The organism is Paenibacillus sp. FSL P4-0127, from assembly GCF_038007325.1.
Classification (GTDB): domain Bacteria; phylum Bacillota; class Bacilli; order Paenibacillales; family Paenibacillaceae; genus Fontibacillus; species Fontibacillus macerans.
On sequence record NZ_JBBOWY010000001.1, the window covers coordinates 4,264,457 to 4,285,885 of the forward strand.

General features: G+C 55.8%; 17 protein-coding genes and 4 tRNA genes. All 21 read left to right on the forward strand.

The window, feature by feature from the left end; translation table 11 throughout:
- Positions 1-278 precede the first annotated feature (278 nt).
- The 21 genes from NYE74_RS19200 to NYE74_RS19300 all read left to right on the forward strand — a co-directional run bounded on the left by NYE74_RS19200 (position 279) and on the right by NYE74_RS19300 (position 21,231).
- A complete protein-coding gene (locus NYE74_RS19200; protein ID WP_124332057.1) occupies positions 279-2,252 on the forward strand; it encodes a putative Ig domain-containing protein in 1,974 nt (657 codons plus the stop codon).
- A 186-nt stretch (positions 2,253-2,438) separates the two neighbouring features.
- Positions 2,439-3,467, forward strand: a complete 1,029-nt coding sequence (locus tag NYE74_RS19205; protein WP_036622863.1) for an ABC transporter substrate-binding protein — start codon at positions 2,439-2,441, stop codon at positions 3,465-3,467.
- Between the two features lie 17 nt (positions 3,468-3,484).
- On the forward strand, positions 3,485-4,498 hold the full coding sequence (locus NYE74_RS19210) for a FecCD family ABC transporter permease (protein ID WP_240751790.1): 1,014 nt from the start codon (positions 3,485-3,487) through the stop codon (positions 4,496-4,498).
- Positions 4,495-5,538: a FecCD family ABC transporter permease gene (locus NYE74_RS19215; protein ID WP_036622865.1), complete on the forward strand. Its 1,044-nt coding sequence runs from the start codon at positions 4,495-4,497 to the stop codon at positions 5,536-5,538. Before NYE74_RS19210 ends, NYE74_RS19215 begins: the two co-directional genes overlap by 4 nt.
- A gap of 58 nt (positions 5,539-5,596) precedes the next feature.
- The gene (locus tag NYE74_RS19220) at positions 5,597-6,433 is read left to right on the forward strand and encodes an ABC transporter ATP-binding protein (RefSeq protein WP_051985434.1); all 837 of its coding nucleotides are present in this window, start codon (positions 5,597-5,599) and stop codon (positions 6,431-6,433) included.
- Positions 6,390-7,172, forward strand: coding sequence for an IucA/IucC family C-terminal-domain containing protein (locus tag NYE74_RS19225; protein WP_036622866.1), 783 nt, complete (start codon positions 6,390-6,392; stop codon positions 7,170-7,172). Before NYE74_RS19220 ends, NYE74_RS19225 begins: the two co-directional genes overlap by 44 nt.
- An 874-nt stretch (positions 7,173-8,046) precedes the next feature.
- The gene (locus NYE74_RS19230; RefSeq protein ID WP_230876976.1) at positions 8,047-9,063 is read left to right on the forward strand and encodes an ATP-grasp domain-containing protein; all 1,017 of its coding nucleotides are present in this window, start codon (positions 8,047-8,049) and stop codon (positions 9,061-9,063) included.
- 22 nt (positions 9,064-9,085) lie between these two features.
- Positions 9,086-10,468, forward strand: coding sequence for a diaminobutyrate--2-oxoglutarate transaminase (locus tag NYE74_RS19235; RefSeq protein WP_036622868.1), 1,383 nt, complete (start codon positions 9,086-9,088; stop codon positions 10,466-10,468).
- A gap of 49 nt (positions 10,469-10,517) precedes the next feature.
- The gene (locus NYE74_RS19240; protein ID WP_036622869.1) at positions 10,518-12,251 is read left to right on the forward strand and encodes an IucA/IucC family protein; all 1,734 of its coding nucleotides are present in this window, start codon (positions 10,518-10,520) and stop codon (positions 12,249-12,251) included.
- A gap of 7 nt (positions 12,252-12,258) precedes the next feature.
- Positions 12,259-14,049 carry an IucA/IucC family protein gene (locus NYE74_RS19245; protein WP_051985435.1) on the forward strand — a complete coding sequence of 597 codons (1,791 nt, stop codon included), beginning with the start codon at positions 12,259-12,261 and terminating at the stop codon, positions 14,047-14,049.
- Positions 14,046-14,822: an HpcH/HpaI aldolase family protein gene (locus NYE74_RS19250; RefSeq protein WP_155619403.1), complete on the forward strand. Its 777-nt coding sequence runs from the start codon at positions 14,046-14,048 to the stop codon at positions 14,820-14,822. The genes NYE74_RS19245 and NYE74_RS19250 overlap by 4 nt, the downstream gene beginning before the upstream one ends.
- Complete coding sequence (locus NYE74_RS19255) at positions 14,819-16,066, forward strand: type III PLP-dependent enzyme (protein WP_213510704.1); 1,248 nt, start codon at positions 14,819-14,821, stop codon at positions 16,064-16,066. Before NYE74_RS19250 ends, NYE74_RS19255 begins: the two co-directional genes overlap by 4 nt.
- Positions 16,026-17,903, forward strand: coding sequence for an IucA/IucC family protein (locus NYE74_RS19260; protein WP_341005121.1), 1,878 nt, complete (start codon positions 16,026-16,028; stop codon positions 17,901-17,903). Before NYE74_RS19255 ends, NYE74_RS19260 begins: the two co-directional genes overlap by 41 nt.
- Positions 17,904-18,354: 451 nt before the next feature.
- Positions 18,355-18,522, forward strand: a complete 168-nt coding sequence (locus NYE74_RS19265) for a hypothetical protein (protein WP_170179987.1) — start codon at positions 18,355-18,357, stop codon at positions 18,520-18,522.
- A 177-nt stretch (positions 18,523-18,699) separates the two neighbouring features.
- Positions 18,700-18,774, forward strand: a tRNA-Glu gene (locus tag NYE74_RS19270).
- Positions 18,775-18,786: 12 nt separating this feature from the next.
- Positions 18,787-18,863, forward strand: a tRNA-His gene (locus NYE74_RS19275).
- A 162-nt stretch (positions 18,864-19,025) separates the two neighbouring features.
- A tRNA-Glu gene (locus tag NYE74_RS19280) sits at positions 19,026-19,100 on the forward strand.
- A gap of 32 nt (positions 19,101-19,132) precedes the next feature.
- Positions 19,133-19,190 (forward strand) — tRNA-Ser (locus tag NYE74_RS19285).
- A 441-nt stretch (positions 19,191-19,631) separates the two neighbouring features.
- Entirely contained in the window at positions 19,632-20,213 is a 582-nt protein-coding gene (locus NYE74_RS19290) for a ribonuclease H-like YkuK family protein (protein WP_341005122.1), read from the forward strand.
- Positions 20,214-20,308: 95 nt separating this feature from the next.
- The gene (locus NYE74_RS19295) at positions 20,309-20,443 is read left to right on the forward strand and encodes a M20 family metallopeptidase (protein ID WP_148090729.1); all 135 of its coding nucleotides are present in this window, start codon (positions 20,309-20,311) and stop codon (positions 20,441-20,443) included.
- 125 nt (positions 20,444-20,568) lie between these two features.
- Complete coding sequence (locus NYE74_RS19300) at positions 20,569-21,231, forward strand: hypothetical protein (RefSeq protein WP_124332064.1); 663 nt, start codon at positions 20,569-20,571, stop codon at positions 21,229-21,231.
- Positions 21,232-21,429: the final 198 nt, after the last annotated feature.

Genomic DNA, 21,429 nt, shown 5'->3' on the forward strand with positions numbered 1-21,429 from the left:
GACGTTATTCCGGCGATATCCGTGCATTTGAAAGAAATAGAGGCATTTTATGCCGCTATATTCTCCCGTCGCAAGGAAATGCCCGAGCCCCTGCGCCATTCACAGGAAAATAAGGACAAAAAACGCCGCTAACGGGGATGATCAGGCCTGGCTCCGGACAATAAGATCATAAAGTGCCGCTATTTTTGAGGGATGACGGTTAGCCAAGGCAGCAGCTAGAGCCGGCCGTTAACCGCCGTATTTTTAGGTTGAGCTATAAACAAGGAAGGGGATAAAGGATGAAAAGATGGGTCTCATTATGGATGAGCATTCTGTTAACGGTTTCCTTATTCGCTTTACCGGCCGCCGCCGAGCCGGCGGAGCCGCAGCAGCTTGACGATCAGGCGGAAATTGTCGATATTTTCGGGAGAACCCTGAACAATTACGGCGTGGAGCTGGTGGACTGGCAAGGGTATATCGCCAATCCTTTTGTCAAACTAACGCTTGTTCCGCCGCGGAACGCCGCTTATCCTTTGACCATAAACATTAAGGCCAAAGGCAGCTCCAGATTGATGTTGGACCGTCCCAGCACTTTTAGCGCAAACGGGGCGGCCAAGACGCTGTCGTTCCAAAACGCCGGCGAGCGCAAGCCTTTTTACCTTGAGATCCAACCGGACCGGATCGGCGGAAACGGCGAAATCGAACATTACACGCTGGAATTGACGGTGACCGGCGCGAATGGCGCCTCCCGCACGCAAACCACTCCGATTCGCGTCCTGGATCAGGACGATAACAGGGAGCCGGAGCTGCCGCTTAAATTCGATTACAGATATGACACGGTTCAGCCCTATTTCAGCAATCCGGCGATCCGTGCAGCCGGTGAGCAGGCAATTAAAGATTGGTTCTATTTCTTCGATATGGAGCCGTTCGATACCGTTCCGGCCAACGCGGAAACGACCTGGCTGCCGGAGGATGGCTTCAACGGGCATGTCGCCGCAACCAACAACGAGCCTTACAACGGAATGTGGATCTACCTTAGAGGACTCAACGGCCCCTACTCGACCGGCGGACCGGCGAACAACGGACAATATCACAAGCGGGGCGGAGTGACCGTACCGGGGAATATCCATCGTTCCTTGCTAACGATCCTCGATTTTTACGATACCGCGACGCCGTTTACTTCGCTAAATGACGAGGAATGGTACCTGTCGGAAATGTCGGGTACGCGCACGGACGTTTACGGCCTGATCATGCACGAGTTTGGCCACGCGGTCGCGTATTCCGATAGCTGGCAAGGGATGGCGGCCTACGAGCGCGGCGGCTGGAGAACGGCGGACAATATTATAGACTACCAAGGCGTTCCTGTACCGCTGGACAATAGCTACCATATTCCCGGTGATCAGCAGTATTGGGATCGGCTCAGCGGCCAGAACGGCGGATATAACCATCTTTTTCACGACAATAAGCGCTGGATGCTGACCAAACTGGCCTTGCTGATTGCGGAAAAAGCGGGCTGGAAATTAAATCGCGAGCTGACGCCTTTCTTGAGTCCGTCCATCAAAAATATCTCTATTCCTAACGCAACGCCGGGAGGGAATTACGCACTGAAGCTGCAGGCCGAGGGCGGGGTTCCTTTCTACGATTGGACGATTACGCAAGGCTCGTTGCCCGGAGGTCTGAGCTTGGACCGCTTTACCGGCGAAATCAAAGGAACCGTATCCGGTAATGCCCAAGGAAGCTACCGGTTTACTGTGCAGCTTCGCGATTACGATGAAAAGGGTACCCCGGTGCAAAAACAATTCACCATCAACGTCGGACAGGGAGGAGCCCCGACAGAAAATGTAGCCGTCAATGGAACGGCCTCCACCTCCTACGTATCCCCTTGGGAAAGCCTGGCCGGGCTGAATGTCGAGTACGAACCGGAAAGCTCGGCGGACCGTGGACACCCGGTGTACGGCAACTGGGATAACCCGGGAACCGAGCAGTGGGTTCAATATGACTTCAACCGTCCGTATAAGATCTCGTCCAGCGAAGTGTACTGGTTTGACGATAATCAGGGGATCGATCTGCCGGAGTCTTTTTACCTGCAGTACTGGAACGGAAATGCTTGGGTGCAGGTGCCGAACCCATCCGCATATGGTGTGCTTCCGGATCGGTATAATGTGACCGCCTTCGACCCGGTGACAACGACGAAAATCCGGTTAACGATGAAGGCAAAGGCCGCCGCGTCAACCGGCATCCAGCAATGGAAGGTGATTGGGGAGCCTGCTTAGTGTTGATTTGATCGGGCGAATAGCAGGCATATCGAGTTTGGCGAGCTGCGGGGGAGAAAATGCCCTTGCGGCTCGTGTTTTTATAATAAAAATTTGAAATAACACTTGAATAATATTCCAACCTCCATTACAATCTAACTGATATTGATATTCATTATCATTTAGAGTGTAATGGGGGAGAAAACAATGTTGTTCAAGTTCAACAACAAATCATTTTTCAGCCATATTGCGCTTGTGTTGATCTTTACGATGTTGGCAGGCTGCGGAGCCGCCGGCGGGGCGGCGGAAGGAACGGCAAATACGAGCCAGGCGGCGGGCGCCAGCGCGGATGCGGGCAGCGCCGCAAACGGCGGAGCGGATAGCAGTGCGGGGGAAGAGACGCGGATCATTAAACATGCGATGGGGGAAACCGAGATTAAGGGAACACCGCAAAAAGTCGTCACCCTGTTCCAAGGGGCGAACGATGTCGTGGTTGCGCTGGGGGTGAAGCCGGCCGGAGTGGTCGAATCCTGGGCGCAGCAGCCTGTCTATGAATATTTGCGGGCCGATGTGGAAGGCGTGCCCCTCGTCGGGCAGGAGACTCAGCCGAACCTGGAGGAAATACATAAGCTTAAGCCCGATCTGATTATCGCCAATAAGACGCGGCATGAGGACATTTATGAGCAGTTGTCCCAAATCGCGCCGACCGTGATGCTGGAGACGCTGTACGACTGGAAGGAAACGCTGAAAACGGCGGGCACGGCGTTGAACCTTGAAGACAAGTCCGATCAGCTATTGTCCGATTGGGAGGCGAGAGTGGCCGACTTTAAAGAGAAGATGGGCGATCGCCTGCCGATTGAAGCTACGATCACCAATTTCAGAGCCGATCAGGTGCGGATTTACTATATGGGTTACGCCGGCCAAATTTTGCAAGAGCTTGGCTTTACAAGACCTCCGGGTCATGACGAAGATATCTGGGGCGTCGAGCTTGCCTCGAAGGAAGGCATTCCGGATATGAATGCGGACATGATCTTTAACTTCAATTACAGTGCGGATGGTGAAGCCGTCCAGAAGAATTACGAGGAATGGACAAAAAGCAAGCTGTGGGCCAATCTGGATGCGGTCAAAAACAACCAGTTTGTCCAGGTGGATGAGGTAATATGGAACCTCGGGGGCGGTTACAAGTCGGCCAACCTTTTGCTCGATGGTCTGTATGAGTATTTCAAACTGAACTAAGGGGAAAGAGTGAGGACATGTTGCCCCTGTTTGCACAAGGGAAATCCAAGATTTTAGGGCTGGCGGCGTTGCTGGTGCTGCTGGCTGCGGCGGGTGCCGCGAGCATGATTTACGGCCGCACGGAAATTACGGTTTCCACGGCGGTGGAAGCGTTCAAACATTATGATGGAGAATCCACCCCGCATATCGTGCTCCGTACCGAGCGGCTGCCCCGGACGGTGATCGCCGCCGTTGTCGGCGCCAGCCTGGCGGTTGCGGGTGCGCTCATGCAAGCGTTGACACGTAATCCGCTCGCTTCTCCAAGCGTGTTTGGCATCAATGCCGGGGCGATATTTTTTATCGTGCTTGCAAATGTGGTGCTGTCGGTCTCATCATTAAATACGATGATGTGGTTTGGCTTTACCGGGGCTGCCATTGCGGCGGCCGTCGTGTATGCGCTTGGCTCCATCGGGCGGGACGGCTTGACCCCAATCAAGGTTGTGCTGGCCGGGACGGCGATTACCGCCTTGTTCTCGTCCTTCACGCAGGCGGTGCTCGTTCTGGACGGGACCGGTCTGCAGGAGGTGCTGTTCTGGCTGGCCGGCTCCGTCAGCGGCCGCACGCTGGAGATGCTGTATCCCGTTCTGCCGTATATGGCCGCGGGAGCTTTGGCCGCGCTGTTTATGGGCCGGGCGATCAATCTGCTGTTGACCGGCGATGATATCGCTAAAGGCATGGGGCAAAACGTCGTGCTGGTCAAGACGGCCATGGGCGCCGCAACCGTGCTGCTCGCCGGGGGTGCCGTGGCCGTAGCCGGCTCCATCGGTCTTGTCGGACTCGTCGTGCCCCATATTATGCGCACATGGGTCGGGAATGACTACCGCTGGCTTATTCCTTACTCGCTCATAGGCGGAGCGGTGCTGCTGTTGTTGGCCGATGTGACCGCGCGGCTGATCATCCTGCCGGAGGAACTCCCGCTTGGGATCATGACCGCCCTGATTGGCGGACCGTTCTTCGTCTACATTGCCCGCAAGGGGGTGACGAAGATATGAGAGGAACGTTTATCTTCCGCAGCAAGAAGGAAGCGGTATCCCTGCAGGTGGAGAGGAGAGCGGTGCTTGTCATCGCCGTGCTGGTTCTTCTCGTCCTGCTCGCCGCTGTGCTTGGCACAAGCCTAGGCAGCGATGTGATTTCGCCCCTGGAAGTGCTGCGGACGATTCTGGGACTGAATGCAGGGGAGTATGATTTTGTAGTACTTACGCTGCGGCTGCCGCGGGTGCTGCTGTCCCTGCTGGTCGGAGCCGCGCTCGGCATGTCCGGCGCCATTTTGCAAGGAGTGATCCGCAATCCCTTGGCTTCTCCGGATGTCATCGGCATCACGGGAGGCGCGGCGGCTGTTGCCGTCGGGTTTGTGACGCTGCTGGGCGGGGCGGTCAGCATCAAGCTGTTGCCGGCCTTTGCGGTTGCCGGAGCATTGGTGACCTCGATGGTCATCTATGCGCTTGCCTGGAAGGCCGGGGTCGCGCCGATCCGCCTCGTGTTGATCGGCGTCGGCATTTCGGCCATCACCAGCGCCGGCACGACGTTTATGCTGATCATCAGTCCGTTTTATACCGCCGGGCAAGCGTATATTTGGCTGACAGGCAGCGTGTATGGCGCTTCATGGACGGATGTTTATACGATAATTCCGGTTATTTTGCTCGTCGTACCGCTTGCGCTTTGGCTGGCCCGCAGTTTGAACGCGCAGGAATTCGGGGACGACCTGGCCACCGGACTCGGCGTCACCGTTGAGCGCCACCGCTTTGCGCTGCTGCTGTGCAGCGTCCTGCTCGCCGGATTTGCGGTTGCCGTGGCCGGCACGCTTGGTTTCGCCGGATTGATCGCGCCGCATATCGCCCGAAAACTGGCGGGACGGATGTTCGGCGGCCTGCTGCTCGTGTCGGCGCTGACCGGCGCGCTGCTTGTATTCGGCGCCGACTTGGTCGGACGCACGGCGTTTCTTCCGCTGGACGTCCCGGCAGGGGTGTTCACCGCGGGGATTGGGGCGCCGTTTTTCCTGTACCTCCTGTTTAAGAACAGAAATCAATTTTAATTGCGTTCAAAAATCCGGATGGCTTTTTGAACAACCTCATGAAGAAGGAGGAGAAACCGTGAGCATCTTGGAAGCAAAGGACTTGACCATTTCTTATGGCACGGAGCCTGTGATCGACAACCTGAATCTGGCGATTCCCAAAGGAAAAATCACGGTGCTGATCGGCAGCAACGGCTGCGGCAAATCGACATTGCTGCGCACCATCGCCCGGTTGCTCAGACCCAGGTCGGGCACGGTGCTGCTGAACGGGGAAGAGATTGCCAAGCTTCCTGCCAAAGAGGTCTCCCGGCGAATGGCGATTTTGCCTCAAGGACCATCCGCCCCGGAAGGGCTTACGGTGAGCCAGCTAGTGCGGCAGGGGAGGTATCCCCATCAAAGCTGGCTGAAGCAGTGGTCGCGCGAGGATGAGCGGATGGTCCGGCTTGCGCTTGAGTCCACGCGTCTGTCGGAGCTGGCGGACCGCCCGGTGGACGCCTTGTCGGGAGGACAGCGCCAGCGCGCCTGGATCGCCATGACCCTCGCGCAGGGCACGGAAACGCTGCTGCTTGACGAGCCGACAACGTACCTGGACATGAGCCATCAGATTGAAGTCCTCGATCTGCTGTTTGAACTGAACGAGCGGGAAGGCCGCACCATTGTCATGGTTCTGCACGATCTGAATCTGGCCTGCCGTTACGCGCATCATATCGTCGCGGTCCACAACAAAACCGTGTTCGCGCAGGGCAGACCGGAGGATATCGTGACCCGGGAGATGGTCCGGACCGTGTTCCGGATGGACTGCGAGATCGCCGTCGATCCGCTGTTTGGAACACCTTTATGCATACCTCACGGAAGGGGCAGAAAAATTCAAGATGAACAAGACTACAGACAACTCGCTGCAACCGGAAGAATTTGAAATCCTGGCCGCCGACTACCGGTTAACCCGGGACTCTTCGCCTAACCGGACTTTCTCCATTCCGTTTGCCGACTTGCTGGATTCGGAGAAAAGCCTGGCCTATTTTCGCGGGGTAAAAGGCATTTTCGAAACCGATTCCGAGCTTGCCGCCGTCTCGCTGTTTGCCAAGCGGTATGCCTTTCTTGTCGTCGCTCCCGGACTCTATGCGATGTCCTGCCTCAACAAGGGCTTGAATTTGGCCTTGGAGAACGGCTGGATCGAATCGAGCTACCGGGAGCAGGCGTGGCTGCCCAAAGCGAGGCTTTTGGACCTGCAGGTTAGTGAGCCAGGTGAGGGACAGAGAAGCGAATGGCGCGACCGGGTGATTGAAACGATGTTTGCCGGAAACTTGTCCCGGGTGTGGACCGCCATATCCAAAGCGGCCGGCATCTCCAAAGCGTTGTTATGGGAAAATACGGCGATCTATGTCTATTGGCTGTATGAGAAAAAGTTTACGCAAGAAGGAGCCAGCCCCGAGCAAAAGCGGCGGATGGAGGAGGATTACCGCTACCTGCTCTATGACGCGCCGCCGCGTCTTTTCGGCGAACCGCGCAACCCGATCAAGAAATTCAACAGCCCCAAAGTGATCAAGGCTGAGTCCGATAGCCCGATCCGCATGCGCAAAACGTGCTGCTTGTATTATCTGACGTCGGACACGCCGCACGACTATTGCTCGACATGCCCGAAACGGAATCGTTAACAAGGGAAGCGCCGGGGAGCGCCGCTTCTTCCTGCGGGGCTAGTGCCGCCTCCCAAGGCACGCGCGGCATGCTGTACGGCACTGGAGCAAAGAGAGATGGTCCAGGCTGAAGCGGCTAAGGGACCGGAGAGTCCTTATTTCCTGAAAATACACTAGGGTTGCATTAAATCTGATCCGGCAAGATACATTTTCTTATAGAAGTTGAAATAGCGGGATTCTACCTTGTATGAATTTGCCGAATCATGGAAATCTGGAACGGGCAGCGATCGTAAGAACATTTCACACGGCTGACCTGTTCCGTTCAATTATCAGTTCATCTTATATAGCCACATAAATATTCTAACGGTTGCCACAAGCGCTATTTGCTCCAAAAACGTTGAATTCAAATTGTAACGGTTGCCATGGCGCTTATTTCACTAATACCCGGCTATTTTTTTCCTGAATTAAGGAAATTAACGTCGCTCATAACCGTTAGATTTCAGAAAAGGTCTTTTTTCGGAAAATAGCCGCTGTTGCAACCGTTAGATTCCCGGGTAACTTTTACGGGAAATCATAAGCAAAAGTGAATGCAACGCAAGTGCTAACGGACCATAGCTTCCTGATTTGCCCCAAAATGACCAAATAGGCTAGTTCATACCTCTCCACCTCTCGCTTAAAAACCCTTTTTCCACTCCTGTACTCCGACAATGTTTATAACCCCGAACGCGCGAAAAAAACTTAAATTACCTTAAAAGTTTATAATTGACATTTCAAACAAACCTCCTGTAAGATAATTACATATGATATTGATAATCATTATCATTAAATTGATGCTTTTATATTATCGGAACCATGAGGAACAACCGTGGCTTTTTCGGGGATGGGAGGGGTTGCATTGCGCGGGGCGCAAAGCCAAAATTTACAAAATCGGCTGATTATGAGCAAAGCCGAGGAGATGGGCATCGGCTGCCGCCAGCTTATCGCCGGGTGCGAGGATTTTTTGGAGCTCACTTGCCAGGGCAGGAGCATCGTGATCAACAAAACGAGATCCCATCGTCTGCCGTTGATTGCCGGACTGCTGGCGAAAAATAAAGAAGCGGCGAACCATTTGCTGCAGCGCCGGGGGCTGCCGGTGCCTCCGTTTATCGTGGTGCCGGAGATGGGGGAGAAGGCCGCACGGTTTCTGGAGGCCAGCGCGTCGGTTGTGGTCAAGCCGCTTGATGCCAGCGGCAGCACCGGCGTCACGCTGGACGTCCGGACCAGGGAGCAGCTTGTCGAAGCCATCCGAAGAGCCGGCCGATCCAGCGGGAGCATCCTGGTTCAGCGATTTGTGCCGGGGGCGGATTATCGCGTTCTGGTCATCGGCGGCAAGGTGGCGGCGGTCACCGGATACCGGCCTGCCTATGTCATTGGAAACGGCTCCTCCTCGGTAAGGGAATTGATCCGGCGATTGAATGAAACGAGAATCAGACGGCGCAGCATCGGCGAAATGGAGGCGTTTGCCGAAATCAAGGCGGATTCGCCGCGGCTGAAAGCGGTGCTGGACAAGCAGGGGGCGGCGCTTGACGATCTTATTCCGGCGGGAGCGCGGCTGGAGCTGTTTGATCTTCACAATGCTCCGGCCGGCGAGATCAGCGAAATTTACGCCGATCGCACGGATTCCATCTGCCCGGCCAACGCCGAAATGGCCATCGAGGCTGCGCGAACGCTGCAGATTGATGTCGCCGGCATCGATATGCGCTGCCCCGATATCGGCCGGCCCATAACGAAGACATCCGGCGGCATCCTGGAGGTCAATGCCCTGCCTGATTTCGCGTATCACGTTTTTTCGTATGAAGGCGCTTCACGCGATGTCACCCGCATGTACCTGGAATATTTGTTTGAAACAACACTTTCTGCATCCCACAACTAAACCAAAGGAGCGTTGGAAGGATATGTCGGTAAAGGTCCATAATGTCCAAAACGATCAGAACGATTACTTAAGGCTGCAGGAAGAAAAGGAATCCAATGCGCGCGCGTACCCCCGGCATTTTCCGCTTGTGATCAGCAGGGCGAAAGGAATGATGGTGACGGATACGGAAGGCCGCATGTACTATGACTGCCTGGCCGGCGCCGGCACGCTGGCGCTGGGCCATAATCATGAGGTCGTGGTGGAGGCGATTCGCGGCGTGCTCGAACAGCAAATTCCGCTTCACACCCTCGATCTGGCCACGCCGCTCAAGCTGGCCTTTATGGAGGAACTGTTTTCGATTCTGCCCGAAGAACTAAGGAACAGCAGCAAAATCCAGTTCTGCGGCCCGACCGGGGCGGACGCCGTTGAAGCCGCGATCAAGCTGGTGAAGAGCGCAACCCGGGGCAGATCCGTTCTTGCCTTTCAAGGCGGCTATCATGGGTCGACGCAGGCGGCGATGGCGCTGAGCGGCAATCTCAGTAAAAAGGAGCATCTGCAGAGCCTGCTGCCGGATGTGCATTTCCTTCCTTTCCCCTATGAATACCGCTGTCCGTTCGGCATGGGCGGCGGCATGACCGCCAAGCTGAGCGCGCAGTATATTGAGAACCTGCTCGACGACTGCGAAAATGGCATTGCCGCTCCTTGCGGCATCATTGTGGAGACGGTGCAGGGCGAGGGAGGAGCGATCCCCGCCGATCTTGAATGGCTTAGGGAACTGCGGCGCATCACGGCCGAAAGGGGCATCCCGCTGATCATTGACGAAGTGCAAACGGGGATCGGGCGTACGGGCCGCATGTTTTCGTTCGAGCATGCCGGGATCGTCCCGGACGTGATCGTCTGTTCCAAAGCGGTTGGCGGCAGTCTGCCAATGTCGCTTGTCATCTACAAGGAAGAGCTGGATGTATGGCCGCCGGGGGCGCATACCGGCACCTTTCGCGGCAACCAGCTGGCGATGGCCGCCGGGCTGGCGACGCTGCGCTATATCCGCGAACAGGGTGTGCTGGCCAATGTGCAGCAACGCAGCGAGCAGTTCATGGCCGGGCTCGGCGCGCTGAAAGCCGGGTGCGAGGCGATCGGCGATGTTCGCGGCCGCGGCCTGATGATCGGGGTGGAGATCGTGGACACCGCCGGCCGCAGGGATCGTTTGGGCCACTATCCGCCGCATGGGGCACTGGCCGCCGCCATTCAGCGGAGCTGCTTCAATAATGGTTTGATTGTGGAGGTGGGCGGGCGCCGCTCCGCCGTCATCCGCTTCCTGCCGCCGCTGACGATCACCGAACGCGAAGCTGCGGACGTGCTTTCGATTTTCGAGAAATCGGTGACCGAAGCGCTGGCCGAACCGCCCGCGGCTTTCGCCTCCTGCTGATAAAAGGAGCAGGCCAATTTATCCGTATCGAGAAAGAAGGTTGGCATCATTGCTGGAGATAGAGAGCAAGCTTCGTTCCGAGAGCTTGGAACAAGCGAACCGGCACACGTGCAAGCTGCTGCTTAACTGCTACATCCGGGAGCTGGCGCAGGAGAGGGAGGATGACATTGCGCTGAACGCGGACACGCTTGACTATGCGGTCGCTTTCCCGGTCTGCGGGGTTACGGTTTTTGGAAAGCTGGCCTATTATTCCGCCGCCGGAGAGCATGAATACGAGAGCATTCGGCGGTCCGGCGCAAACGGAGCGAATGGTCATGTGGAATACGGGGAACTAGTCCAATGGATCATCCGGGAGCTGTCGAGCGAAGGTTTGGGGACAGGCGAAGGCGCGCCGGCAGATGATAACCGGATCACGGACGAACAGGCGCGCAGTTTTGCGGAAAAGGTGGACAACAGCTGCCGCAATCTCGCCCTGTTTATCGAGCGGGCGGCGGAGCTTGAGGTGTTCGACTACCGGACTTCGGAACAATCGCTGATTTACGGGCATCCGTTCCACCCCTTTCCCAAAAATTCGCGGGGATTTTCCGAGCGGGATGTGCGAATGTTCAGTCCGGAGCTGCGCACCTCGTTTCGGCTCGGTTATTTTGCCGTAAGAAAGGATGTATTCCGGGACGAGTGGGTGGCGGAGGACAAAAAAGTACCGCCGCATGAAAGCGTGCAGGCGCATCTTCGGCATACGCTTGGGGACAAAAGCGGCGAATACGCTCCGCTTCCGGTTCATCCGTGGCAATACAAGCATGTGCTGGGCCTGTCCGAGGTTCAGGATTATGTCCGCGAAGGGAAATTGGTTCCCCTCGGCAGCCTGGGGCCGCTTGTCTATCCGACGACCTCCGTACGTACGGTATATGTGCCCGACATGAACTGCAATATCAAGCTGTCCCTGAGCATGCAGATCACCAATTTGATCCGTACCAACAGCGATGAGCAGATGCGCAGGACGCTTGACGCCTCCCGCTATTTGCTGCGGCATGGCTGTTTCGGTCCAAATTCGCCTACCCGGATCGCTTATGAGACGGGCGTTAGCACCTGCCGGTTTGCGGATGAGAAGTTGACCCGGCAGTTTACGATCGTCTACCGTCCGATCGAATTTGATCCGGCATGCACCTATGTGCTGGCAAGTCTGGCGGAAGCTCCGCAGCCGGGAAGGCCTTCGCGCCTGACGTCGATGCTGGGCGGCTTCGGACGGAGCGGACAGGCGGACCGCTGGTTTGCGCGCTATCTGGAGCTGTCGCTGCTGCCGCTCGTGCGCGTTGCGTGGGAGAAGGGCATTCATTTTGAAGCCCATTTGCAGAACACGCTGCTGACCTTGCGGGACGGCATGCCGGAGGCCTTCATCATTCGCGATCTGGAAGGCGTTAGCGTCGAGATCGGCAGGGCGGCGGAAGGGTTGGGGACAGCCCGGGGACAGGAGCTGTCCGGTCCTTTGTTCTATTCAAGAGAGCAGGCCTGGGCGCGGACATCGTACTATTTTATCGTGAATCATCTCGGCTCGCTTATTCATGCCATGGCCAGGGATGCGGGCGTTCCCGAAACGCATTTCTGGACGATCGTGCGCGAAACGCTCCGGCGGGCATACGAGAGAAGCGGCAATGCTTTTGCGAAACACTTGCTTACGGCAGGTACGTTCTATGCCAAGCGGAACATGCTGAGCTGTCTAAAAGGAAGCGGCGAGGCGCCGGCTTATGTGCCGGTCGGCAATTTAATTCAAGAAACGGAGGAGTGAAAAGCGCGTGGAATCAACGGATAGTTTGGCTAACTTGTCCGGCCCGAAGACGGCCGCCTATCATGATGTCCAGGAGAGGATGATGCGCCAGACGCTGGAGGCTTTGTGGTTCGAGGGCATCTTGAACCGCACCGAAACCGGCGGGATTTGGCGGACGGATGGAGTAGGCAGGGACGGAAAGCCCGTTGCTTATACTTGCGAGGCGGAGGAGAAATTTTCGTTCGGCCGGGTGAAAATCGTCAAAGATTCCATCCAAAGAGCAGGCGAACCCTGCGCCGATCTGCACCTGTTTGTGGAGGAACTGGTACTGGGCAACCTGCAAGGGGAGCGGATCGACTCCTTCATCCAGGAGCTGCTGGAGACGCTGGCTAAGGATAGCCAGTGCAGGGCCGAGCTCCCCGAGCGCGTTCCGGACGGCGACAAACACTATGATGCGTTGGAAAGCCATATGACGGACGGGCATCTTTACCATCCAAGCTACAAGTCCAGACTTGGCTTCACATTAACGGACAATCTGGCGTACGGTCCCGAATTCAATCGGAACATTCGTTTGCACTGGGTTGCCGTGAAGCAGGAGCTTGCCGATATGGCGCTTTCCGCCGGCTGTTCGGCAGAGGAGATTTACGGGCAGCACCTGACGGAAAATGACCGGCGCAGGTTCGGCCGCATGTTGGAGAAGGAGGGCGATGGGAGTGCGTATGTGCTGATTCCCGTCCATCCCTGGCAGTGGGAGCATCGGCTTGAAACCGTCTTCACTCGCCAGCGGCTGAGCCGGGAGCTGATTCCGCTGGGGGTTTCGGACGGCAATTACCGGGCGCAGCAATCGATCCGCACGCTGTCGCACAGAGATCATGCGGAGGCTTCATACATCAAATTGTCGCTCAGCATCACCAATACCTCAACCGGCCGCATTTTGGCCCATCATACGACGCAAAACGCGCCGCTGATCAGCGACTGGCTGGACGGTCTGATCCGGCAGGACGAGCTGCTGCGGCGGGTGCGGTTCGGCATCCTCAAAGAGGTTATGGGACTGTCCTTGCGGTACGAGAGGCTGCCTAGGATTCAGTACCGCAGCGCGTACGGCACGCTGGGAGCGATCTGGAGGGAGAGCGTATCCGCCCGCCTGCGGGAAGGTGAAGAGGCCTGGCCGCTGAACGCACTGATGCTGGTGCAAAAAAACGGCGAGCCGTTCATCCGGGATGTCATCGGCCGGCACGGAATCGGGCGGTGGAGCGAAGCGCTTGTCCGCACGCTGACCCTGCCGATGATTCATCTGCTGTACGCGCACGGCATCGCCTTGGAAGCGCATGCTCAGAACATCATCCTGGTGTTAGAGGACGGGCTGCCGTCACGGATCATCGTCAAAGACCTGCATGACGGCGTGCGGTATGTCCCGGACAAGCTGCTGTTTCCGGAGCTGGCGCCCAAGCTGTACCCTGAGCCGGAAACGCACCGGCGGTTCAACCGGTATTCGTTTATCCATGCCAAAGCGGCGCCGGAGGTGCGGGATTACACGTATGACGCTTTCTTTTTCATCTGTATGACGGAGATCGCCCTGACCCTGGAAAGGTTCGGACTATCGGAGCGGGAGTTCTGGGGCCTGTGCGCGGCAACGATTGCGGAATATCAGCGGCAGTTTCCCGAGTATAGGGAGAGGTTTAAATGGTTTGACCTGTTTGCGGCGGATGCGTTGATCGAGGAGATGACCAAGCGCAGGTTGTACGGCGACGGCGAGCTGCATTTCCGCAAAGCAAGCAATCCGCTGCGGCTGGCGCGGGAGAGTTTGTCACTATTATGAGACCCAATACGCTGAAATTAAAAATAAACCGGAAGCAGCCGGTGTTCGGACTGATTGTCTCCATTCCGCATCCCGTTGTTGTCGAGCTGATCGGCCATGCTGAATATGATTTTGTCATCATTGATCACGAGCACGCCTCCACGAATATGGAGCGCGTCGAGGAACTGATCCGCGCCGCCGAGCTGGCGGGTGTCACCCCGCTTGTCCGCGTTTCGGGCGTGGAACGCACCGAAATACTGAAGGTGCTGGACGCGGGCGCCCAGGGCATCGTCATCCCCCATGTGGAGCGGCGGGAGCAGGTGGAGGAGGCGGTCCGCCGGGCGTATTACCATCCGCTCGGAATGCGCAGCCTGAACAGCGGCCGGCCGGGCGCGTTCGCCAAGTATCCGCTGACCGACTACATCCGCGAAGCCAATGAAGCCATCATGATTGTACCGATGATCGAAAGCGCGGAAGGCATCCGGCAAAGCGAAGCCATTTTGTCCCATCCGCAGATCGGCTTTGTGCTGGAAGGGGCGGCGGACTTGTCGCAATCCCTCGGATTGCCGTGGCAAACCGGGCACCCGGAGGTGCGGCGGCGGCTGGAGCAATTGCATGCGGCGTCGCAGCGGTGCGGGGTTCCGTACGCGGCGGTGGCCAGAAGCAGGGAGGACATGCGGCTGTGGGCGGAGCGAGGCGTACGCATCTATGTGCTGGGAGACGACAGAAACACGGCATTCCGCGCATATCTGCAAAAGCGGAATGACTATCGGGACGCGGGTGGTTGGACATGAACGCAAACGTATGGGAAGCGATAGGCCGATTGCAGGCGGGGAACCGGGAACCGCTATGCGCCTACCTGTATGACCTGGCGGGGATTCAGGCGCATGTCCGGGAGATGCGGCGGGTCATGCCGGATGGAACGGGGCTGTTCTACGCGATCAAAGCCAACCCCGACCGGCTTATTATCGAGTCGCTGCTGCCGCTGGTGGACGGCTTTGAGGTGGCCTCCGCCGGCGAGTTGCTCAAAGTCAGGGAAGTCTGTGAGAACGTTCGCGTTCTGTTCGGAGGTCCCGGCAAAAAAGAAGCGGAACTGGAGCTGGCGCTCAGGCATAATGTCACCTATATCCATGTGGAAAGCCTGCTCGAGCTGAGGCGGATTATCCGGCTGGCCCAAGGGCGGAGCAGGCCGGTGCGTATTTTGCTGCGCATCAACCTGAGAACGGCTGCGTTGCCGCAGACCAAAATCGCGATGGGGGGACGTCCTGCTCCTTTTGGGCTGGACGAGCTGCTGATCGAAGAAGCGATCGGCATCATCCGGGCGGAGGGCCAGGGGACGGTCCGGCTAGGCGGTTTCCATTTTCACTCGCTGTCGAATAATTTGCGGGCCGAGCTGCACGCGGAGATGATTGAGCTGTATCTGCGGAAGGCGGAGGAGTGGGCAGAGCGCTATAATCTGGACCTTGAAATCGTCAACGCGGGCGGCGGCTTTGGCGTCTCCTACGATGCTGCGCCGGCGTTCGACTGGCCGCTGTTCACTTCCCTGATCGCGCGGAGCGCAGCGAGGAAGCGGCTTCCCGGGGTGCGGCTGTGGTTCGAGCCGGGCCGGCTGATCGTGGCCGAGCACGGCTACTACGCGGCCGAGGTGGTTGACATCAAAATATCGCATGATCAGCACTTTGCCGTGCTGCGGGGAGGCACCCACCATAACCGGCTGCCCGCTTCCTGGGGGCACAATCATCCGTTTGTCATTATGCCGACAGGCAGGTGGAAGCATCCTTTTGCCAGACCGGAGGTCAGGCACGGAAAAGTGACGTTGGTTGGCGAACTGTGCACGCCGAAAGACCGGCTGCACGCGGATGCCGAAGTGGAGTGTTTGCGGGTCGGCGACATCGTTGTTTTTGAGAAGTCCGGCGCCTATTGCTGGACGATCTCCCACCATGATTTTCTCGGCCATCCGCATCCGGAATTTTACTATTTGACGGAAGGAAATGGTCATGCGCACATCGACAATACAGCCCGGCCTGAAAGCGGCTGAGTCGCGGATTACCGCCGATTTGCTGAATGCTTTTTTGACGGAGCGGTTTTTCCGGTTGGACGAGGAGCTGCTCCGGCCGCTCTCGGCTGCGCCGGCGCGGATTCGGCGGTTATACGGAGAAGATGGAGAATATGGTGACGAGACCAAGGTTTATGCCGGGGAAATCGTGTTTCTGGTTGAGTCCGGCATCCGCTTGGGAATTCAGTGGGTGCAGAATACCCCCATTTATAAAAAGAATGCCGACGGAAGCTGGGCCGGCTTAGGCACTGCGCCGGAGCTGGCGGAAGCCGTGCTGCGTTCGGCTTTGTCTGCGGAAGCTTACGCACAGCCGGGCGTTGCGGACTTTCTGGCCGCTGTGGAGACGGCGGTTCGGCAGCTAGCGCTCAGCCTGAGTCCGGAGCGGATGGAGCAGCTGCTGGCATTCACCCCGGCCACGGCTTACGAGTGGTTCATCAAAGGGGAACGGATCGCCGCTCTGCGCGACCGTCCGTTCCATCCGACGGCCAAAGCCAAAATCGGCTTCACCGGGCCGGACAGCTTGCGGTATTCGGCGGAGTTCGGCCAGCCGATCCGACTTCGCTGGGTAGCGGTGCATAGGGATTCGGTTGAGCGGGGTTGCGAGGAGGAAGAGTTGTCCTGCCTGGATGTGTTGAACGCCGAGCAGCGGGCTTTGGTTGAGGCGGAGCTGAGCCGGCGGGGGATGGGAGCGGACGAATACGTGCCGATGCCCGTCCATCCTTGGCAGCTTGAGCATGTGATCGCGCCCCGTTTCGCTCAGGAGATAAAGGAGGGGACGATCGTGGTGCTGGATGCGGAGGCCGGCGACTTCCTGGCCACCTCCTCGCTGCGTTCCATGGTGCCGGAAGCCGTGACTGAGCCCAATGCCGAAGCTGGGGGCGTATCGGCCGTGCTAAAGCTGCCGGTCAGCGTGCTGTCGCTGGGAGCTGCCCGTTATTTGCCTGTGGTGAAGCTGCTTAACGGCCTGGCCGGAGAGAAGCTGTTGCGTCAGGCAGTGGCTTGCGATGAGACGCTGCGCGGCCGGGTTTATCTGTGCGAGGAGCGCCATTGGTGGGGCTACATGCCGGCGGCGATGGGCTTGTTCGACGACCACCCGCGCCACCTGGCCGCCCAACTCCGGCTTTATCCGCCGGAGCTATTTGTGGAAGGGTGCAAGGTGATCCCGATGTCCGCGCTTGGTGTGGATTTGGGCGGCCGGCATTTTTTGTCCGAAATGATGGGCAAGCCGCTTTCCGCCGAAGAGGTCTTAAGCTTCTATGCCGACCTGGCCGGCATGTTCTACGATGTGGTGATGCGTCTGTTTAAGGTTGGGGTTGTGCCGGAAATTCACGGACAAAATTGCTGTCTGGTCTTGAAGCAAAATCAAGTGAGCGGACTGCTGTTTCGCGACCACGATTCGGTGCGGCTGCATCAGCCGTACCTGGACAAGCACGGCATTGGGGACCCGGGCTACCGCATTCGTCCCGGCTATTCCAACAGCCTGTACAATGAAACGATCGATAAGCTGATATTTTACGTCCAGTCGCTTGGTACGCAGGTAAATCTGGCTTCGATTATGGAAGCCCTGTCCGGCGTGTACGCCATTCCCGAGTCCCGTTTGTGGGCGATCACGGGGCAGGCATGGAAGGAAGCGCTGCTGGCCGCCGGGCTGCCGCAAGCCGACCGCGCCGCGCTGTACCGGGCGATTTTCGAGAGCCGGGAGTGGCCGGTGAAGCTCGTCGTCCGCCCGCTGCTGGAAGCGGATGGGGTGCCGGGTGCGATGCCTTCGGGAAAGGGCCAAGGGCGCAACCCTTTTTTGGCGGAGGAAATTTTCCCTTGACAAACCGCGCTGAGATAATTTATGCTGATGAAAATTTAGGAAAACGAATGAAAGGAGCGTGAACGGGGATGAAATTGGCGATGTATCCAATCGGGTATGAGAACTTGGAGCAGTGGTGCCTTCTGGAGGACAACCGCTTGTTTGATCATGCCGAAAGCTTTTTATCCTCGTCATGCAGCCGTTTCAATATATCCAAACATTCTCTTTTTTAGGGAAAGTTGTATACAATAACGTTGTTTGCAACGTGTGAATTTGTTCGGATATAAGACCGCTGAGATGACTCGGCGGTTTTCTTTTTGGTCATTTTGGATGAATGTTCAAAAAAAGATAAGAAAAGGGTTGACAGCACAAAAACACCATGGTAACATCATAAACATCAACAAGGTAAAACATTAAAGCATTAACGTGGAAATGCGTTTTGTAAATCTACGAGGAAAGGAAGGGATAGGAAATGAAAATGCACTATACATTAGATTTTTTGGAGCAACGCTATAACGAACAGGCAAATATTTGGCGAGAGAGCGGCGAACCATCCTATCTCAATCCGATCGCCGGTAGCTTTTACGTACCACGTTTAGTCCGTAACATCCTTAAAGAAGGAGGGACGGTACTGGCGTGATTGTGAATCGCGGACCGTTCTGAATTCTAAATTCAATTCCGTCGATACATATTTAGTACGTAAAGGCTGCTTGCACCCTGGCAAGCGGTCCATTTGTGCTTGTTTCTGCCCGGAGGATTCGGGAGAGGCTAGTGAAGCGAATGGCGCCGCTCCTTGGGGAGGCAGTCTTTTTTTCATGGCGCATTAGGCAAGCGGTCAAAGCCACAGGACTTTCAATCCTGCAATCGCCCGGTTCGAATCCGGCATGCGTCATTAATCTTTGCGGAGATCGTGGTGAAACGGATAACACGTCAGGTTGTGGCCCTGATATTGCACCGGTTCGAATCCGGTCGATCTCCCCAATGAAAAGTACATACCTATACGGTTACGGTTCGCAAAGTGTGAGTGGGTCACTTGGCAGGGTTCAATGATGTGGTCTAACGAAACACAAGCTGTAAAAAATCGGCGGGAGATTAACCCGCTCTTAGCAAGGATTTACCGTAATCCAGTTCTGTTCTTAGCATGGCGTGGTGGTGAAAATGGATGAACACACCGGCCTTTCACGCCGGGATTTGCGGGTTCGAGCCCCGTCCACGTCATCTTTATTCATCCTGTAGGGGTCCATGTTCCTAGGACGGCGAGTCTGCCTCCAAAGCAGACTGTGGTGGGTTCGATTCCCACGCCCCCTGTTAAGCTGGTTCGAATCCGGCTCGGCACATTTGTGATCAAGCAGCGCTGATCAAGACATATTATGAAAAGGGAGCTTTCGGCGTTTTATAAGCCGGATTCTAAGCTATATAAGTTGAACTAAAGAAAAATCGGGAACTAGGCAAGAGCGTTCAATATTCTAAATAATACACACTTTAGAATATTGAACCTTGGTGAAATGATTCTGAAGAAACTGAAAGCTTTCTGGAAGAAAGCTGCATCGGAAGCATATGCTTGGTCGCCTTTGTGAGCGGATTTCTTCCTTGTTGGAATCTGTAAAATCAAGAAATCCGCGAACAACAGCGATCGTAAGAACATTTCACACGGCTGCCCTATCACGTACAATCAATAGTTCAACTTATATAGCCCGAAAAATTCCAAAACGAAAGGAAGAAGCCAACCTTGCAGTACAGGTGAACCCTATGAAAAGTAAAGGACGACAGTACCCATTGATTCATGAGACGACATTTCGGAATACGACGGAACAGAACCTGGAATTTAGCGATGTGATGGAGCGGATATCCCGGTTCATCGCAGGCGATCCGCGGGGTGTATACGACCTCGTTATTACGACCGACGCACAGACCCACCCGGGCCATACCAAGTTCGTCAGCTACATCGTAGTGTACCGTGCAGGAAGAGGGGCATGGCTGTGCAGCCGCCAAGTGATTCTCCCCAGGGAAATTTATTCGGTTCGCGAAAAATTGTCTTTGGAAACGTCATACAGCCAAGAAATTGCCGCGCAATTCGGGTTGAACGAGCGGATCAGCCTCGAAAACCTGATCCTTCCTTATCTCGATCAAGGGGCGGACATCCGTTTTATAGTCGATATTGACGGCGGCCGCGAGGCCAAGAACCGGACGGCGGCCTATCTTGCGGAAATGGTTGGTCGAATTGAGGCGATGGGTTTGATCGCTAGGGTCAAGCCTGAATCGGTGATGGTCAGCGTAGCCGACCGCGAAACCAAGAAACCGTACCCGTTAAGGGAGGCATCAAATTCGTGAACGGCAAGACTGAGGCGTTTCTAAAGATGCACATAATGCTAACATTCTGGCCCGGCATATGCCGGGTTTTTCTTTAACAAAAATGGGGGAAGCGCATGGATGAAGAATCCACCTTTCCGACGGGAAAAGGGGGCGGCCATCAGCCCGATGAGGCCGTGAAATTAGATACTATATGGAGTGCCTTAAGCATTTATGTGAAAGCAGTTCTTGCCATCTATAAATGGATATAGGATATTGAGAATAATTTGTTTGATTTTTTGTGAGGATACAGTAACCGGTCTGTAACTATCTTTGACAACCATTCTACTAAAATGAGATTTAGAGTTTTTACATATGAAAACAAGGAGAATGGTTGATGAAAAAAAGACTCAAGGTTATCGTTGCGGCGTGCTCCGCTTTCGTGTTGTTATCGGGCTCCGCACTGGCTATGACGACCGAACCGGAGATTTTTATTAACAAGGCCCCGTACGCGAATACGTATTTGAAGCTGAAAATCGAAAACGGCACGGCTATGGTTTCGCTGCGCGCTATCGTGGAGGAGTTGAAAGGGGAAGTGACCTACAAGGACAACAGCATTCATGTAACCCTGCCGGAAGCGTCCCAACTGGCTCGTCAGGTTGACATGTTTATGAGCGGGCTGCATGCGGATACACCGGAGGAGGCGGCGAAGACATGGATTCGCGGAGTCCAGAAAAGAAGCGGACCGATGCAGTATGCCGTCATGACCCCGGCTTTACAGGCAAGCACAAAACAGGAGTTCGAAGATAATTTCTGGGTTACGGGCGGATCCAGCCCGCATATGGGAGCCGTGGAAAAGTTGGATACCAAGTCATTGTCTGATAAAAAAGTGCAGATCACCTTTAATTATCCCCTTATTGTAATGAAAGAAGTCATAGGTTATGGAAAGGCATCCCTAACGATCGAAAAAGGGAGCGGGCTTTACGAAGACAATTGGGCGATCTCGAAAATTTGGCTTGAGGATCCTGGTGATACGGGAGTTATGATCGGCGCAAATTAGCGCGATAATAGAGAGCTTTCGCAGCATGAAATTGGCAAGTAAGCTTTAATGTAACCGGGCAAAGCTAACAAGATAAAAAAATTATTAAACGGAGGCGGGTGAACCCTGCTTCTTTTTTTTTGGAGTGCTACCTTATTGAGCATAAAAGTTGTGGCTCGAATGCCTCGAATAAGATAGCCAGATGGAGTCATATTCAGA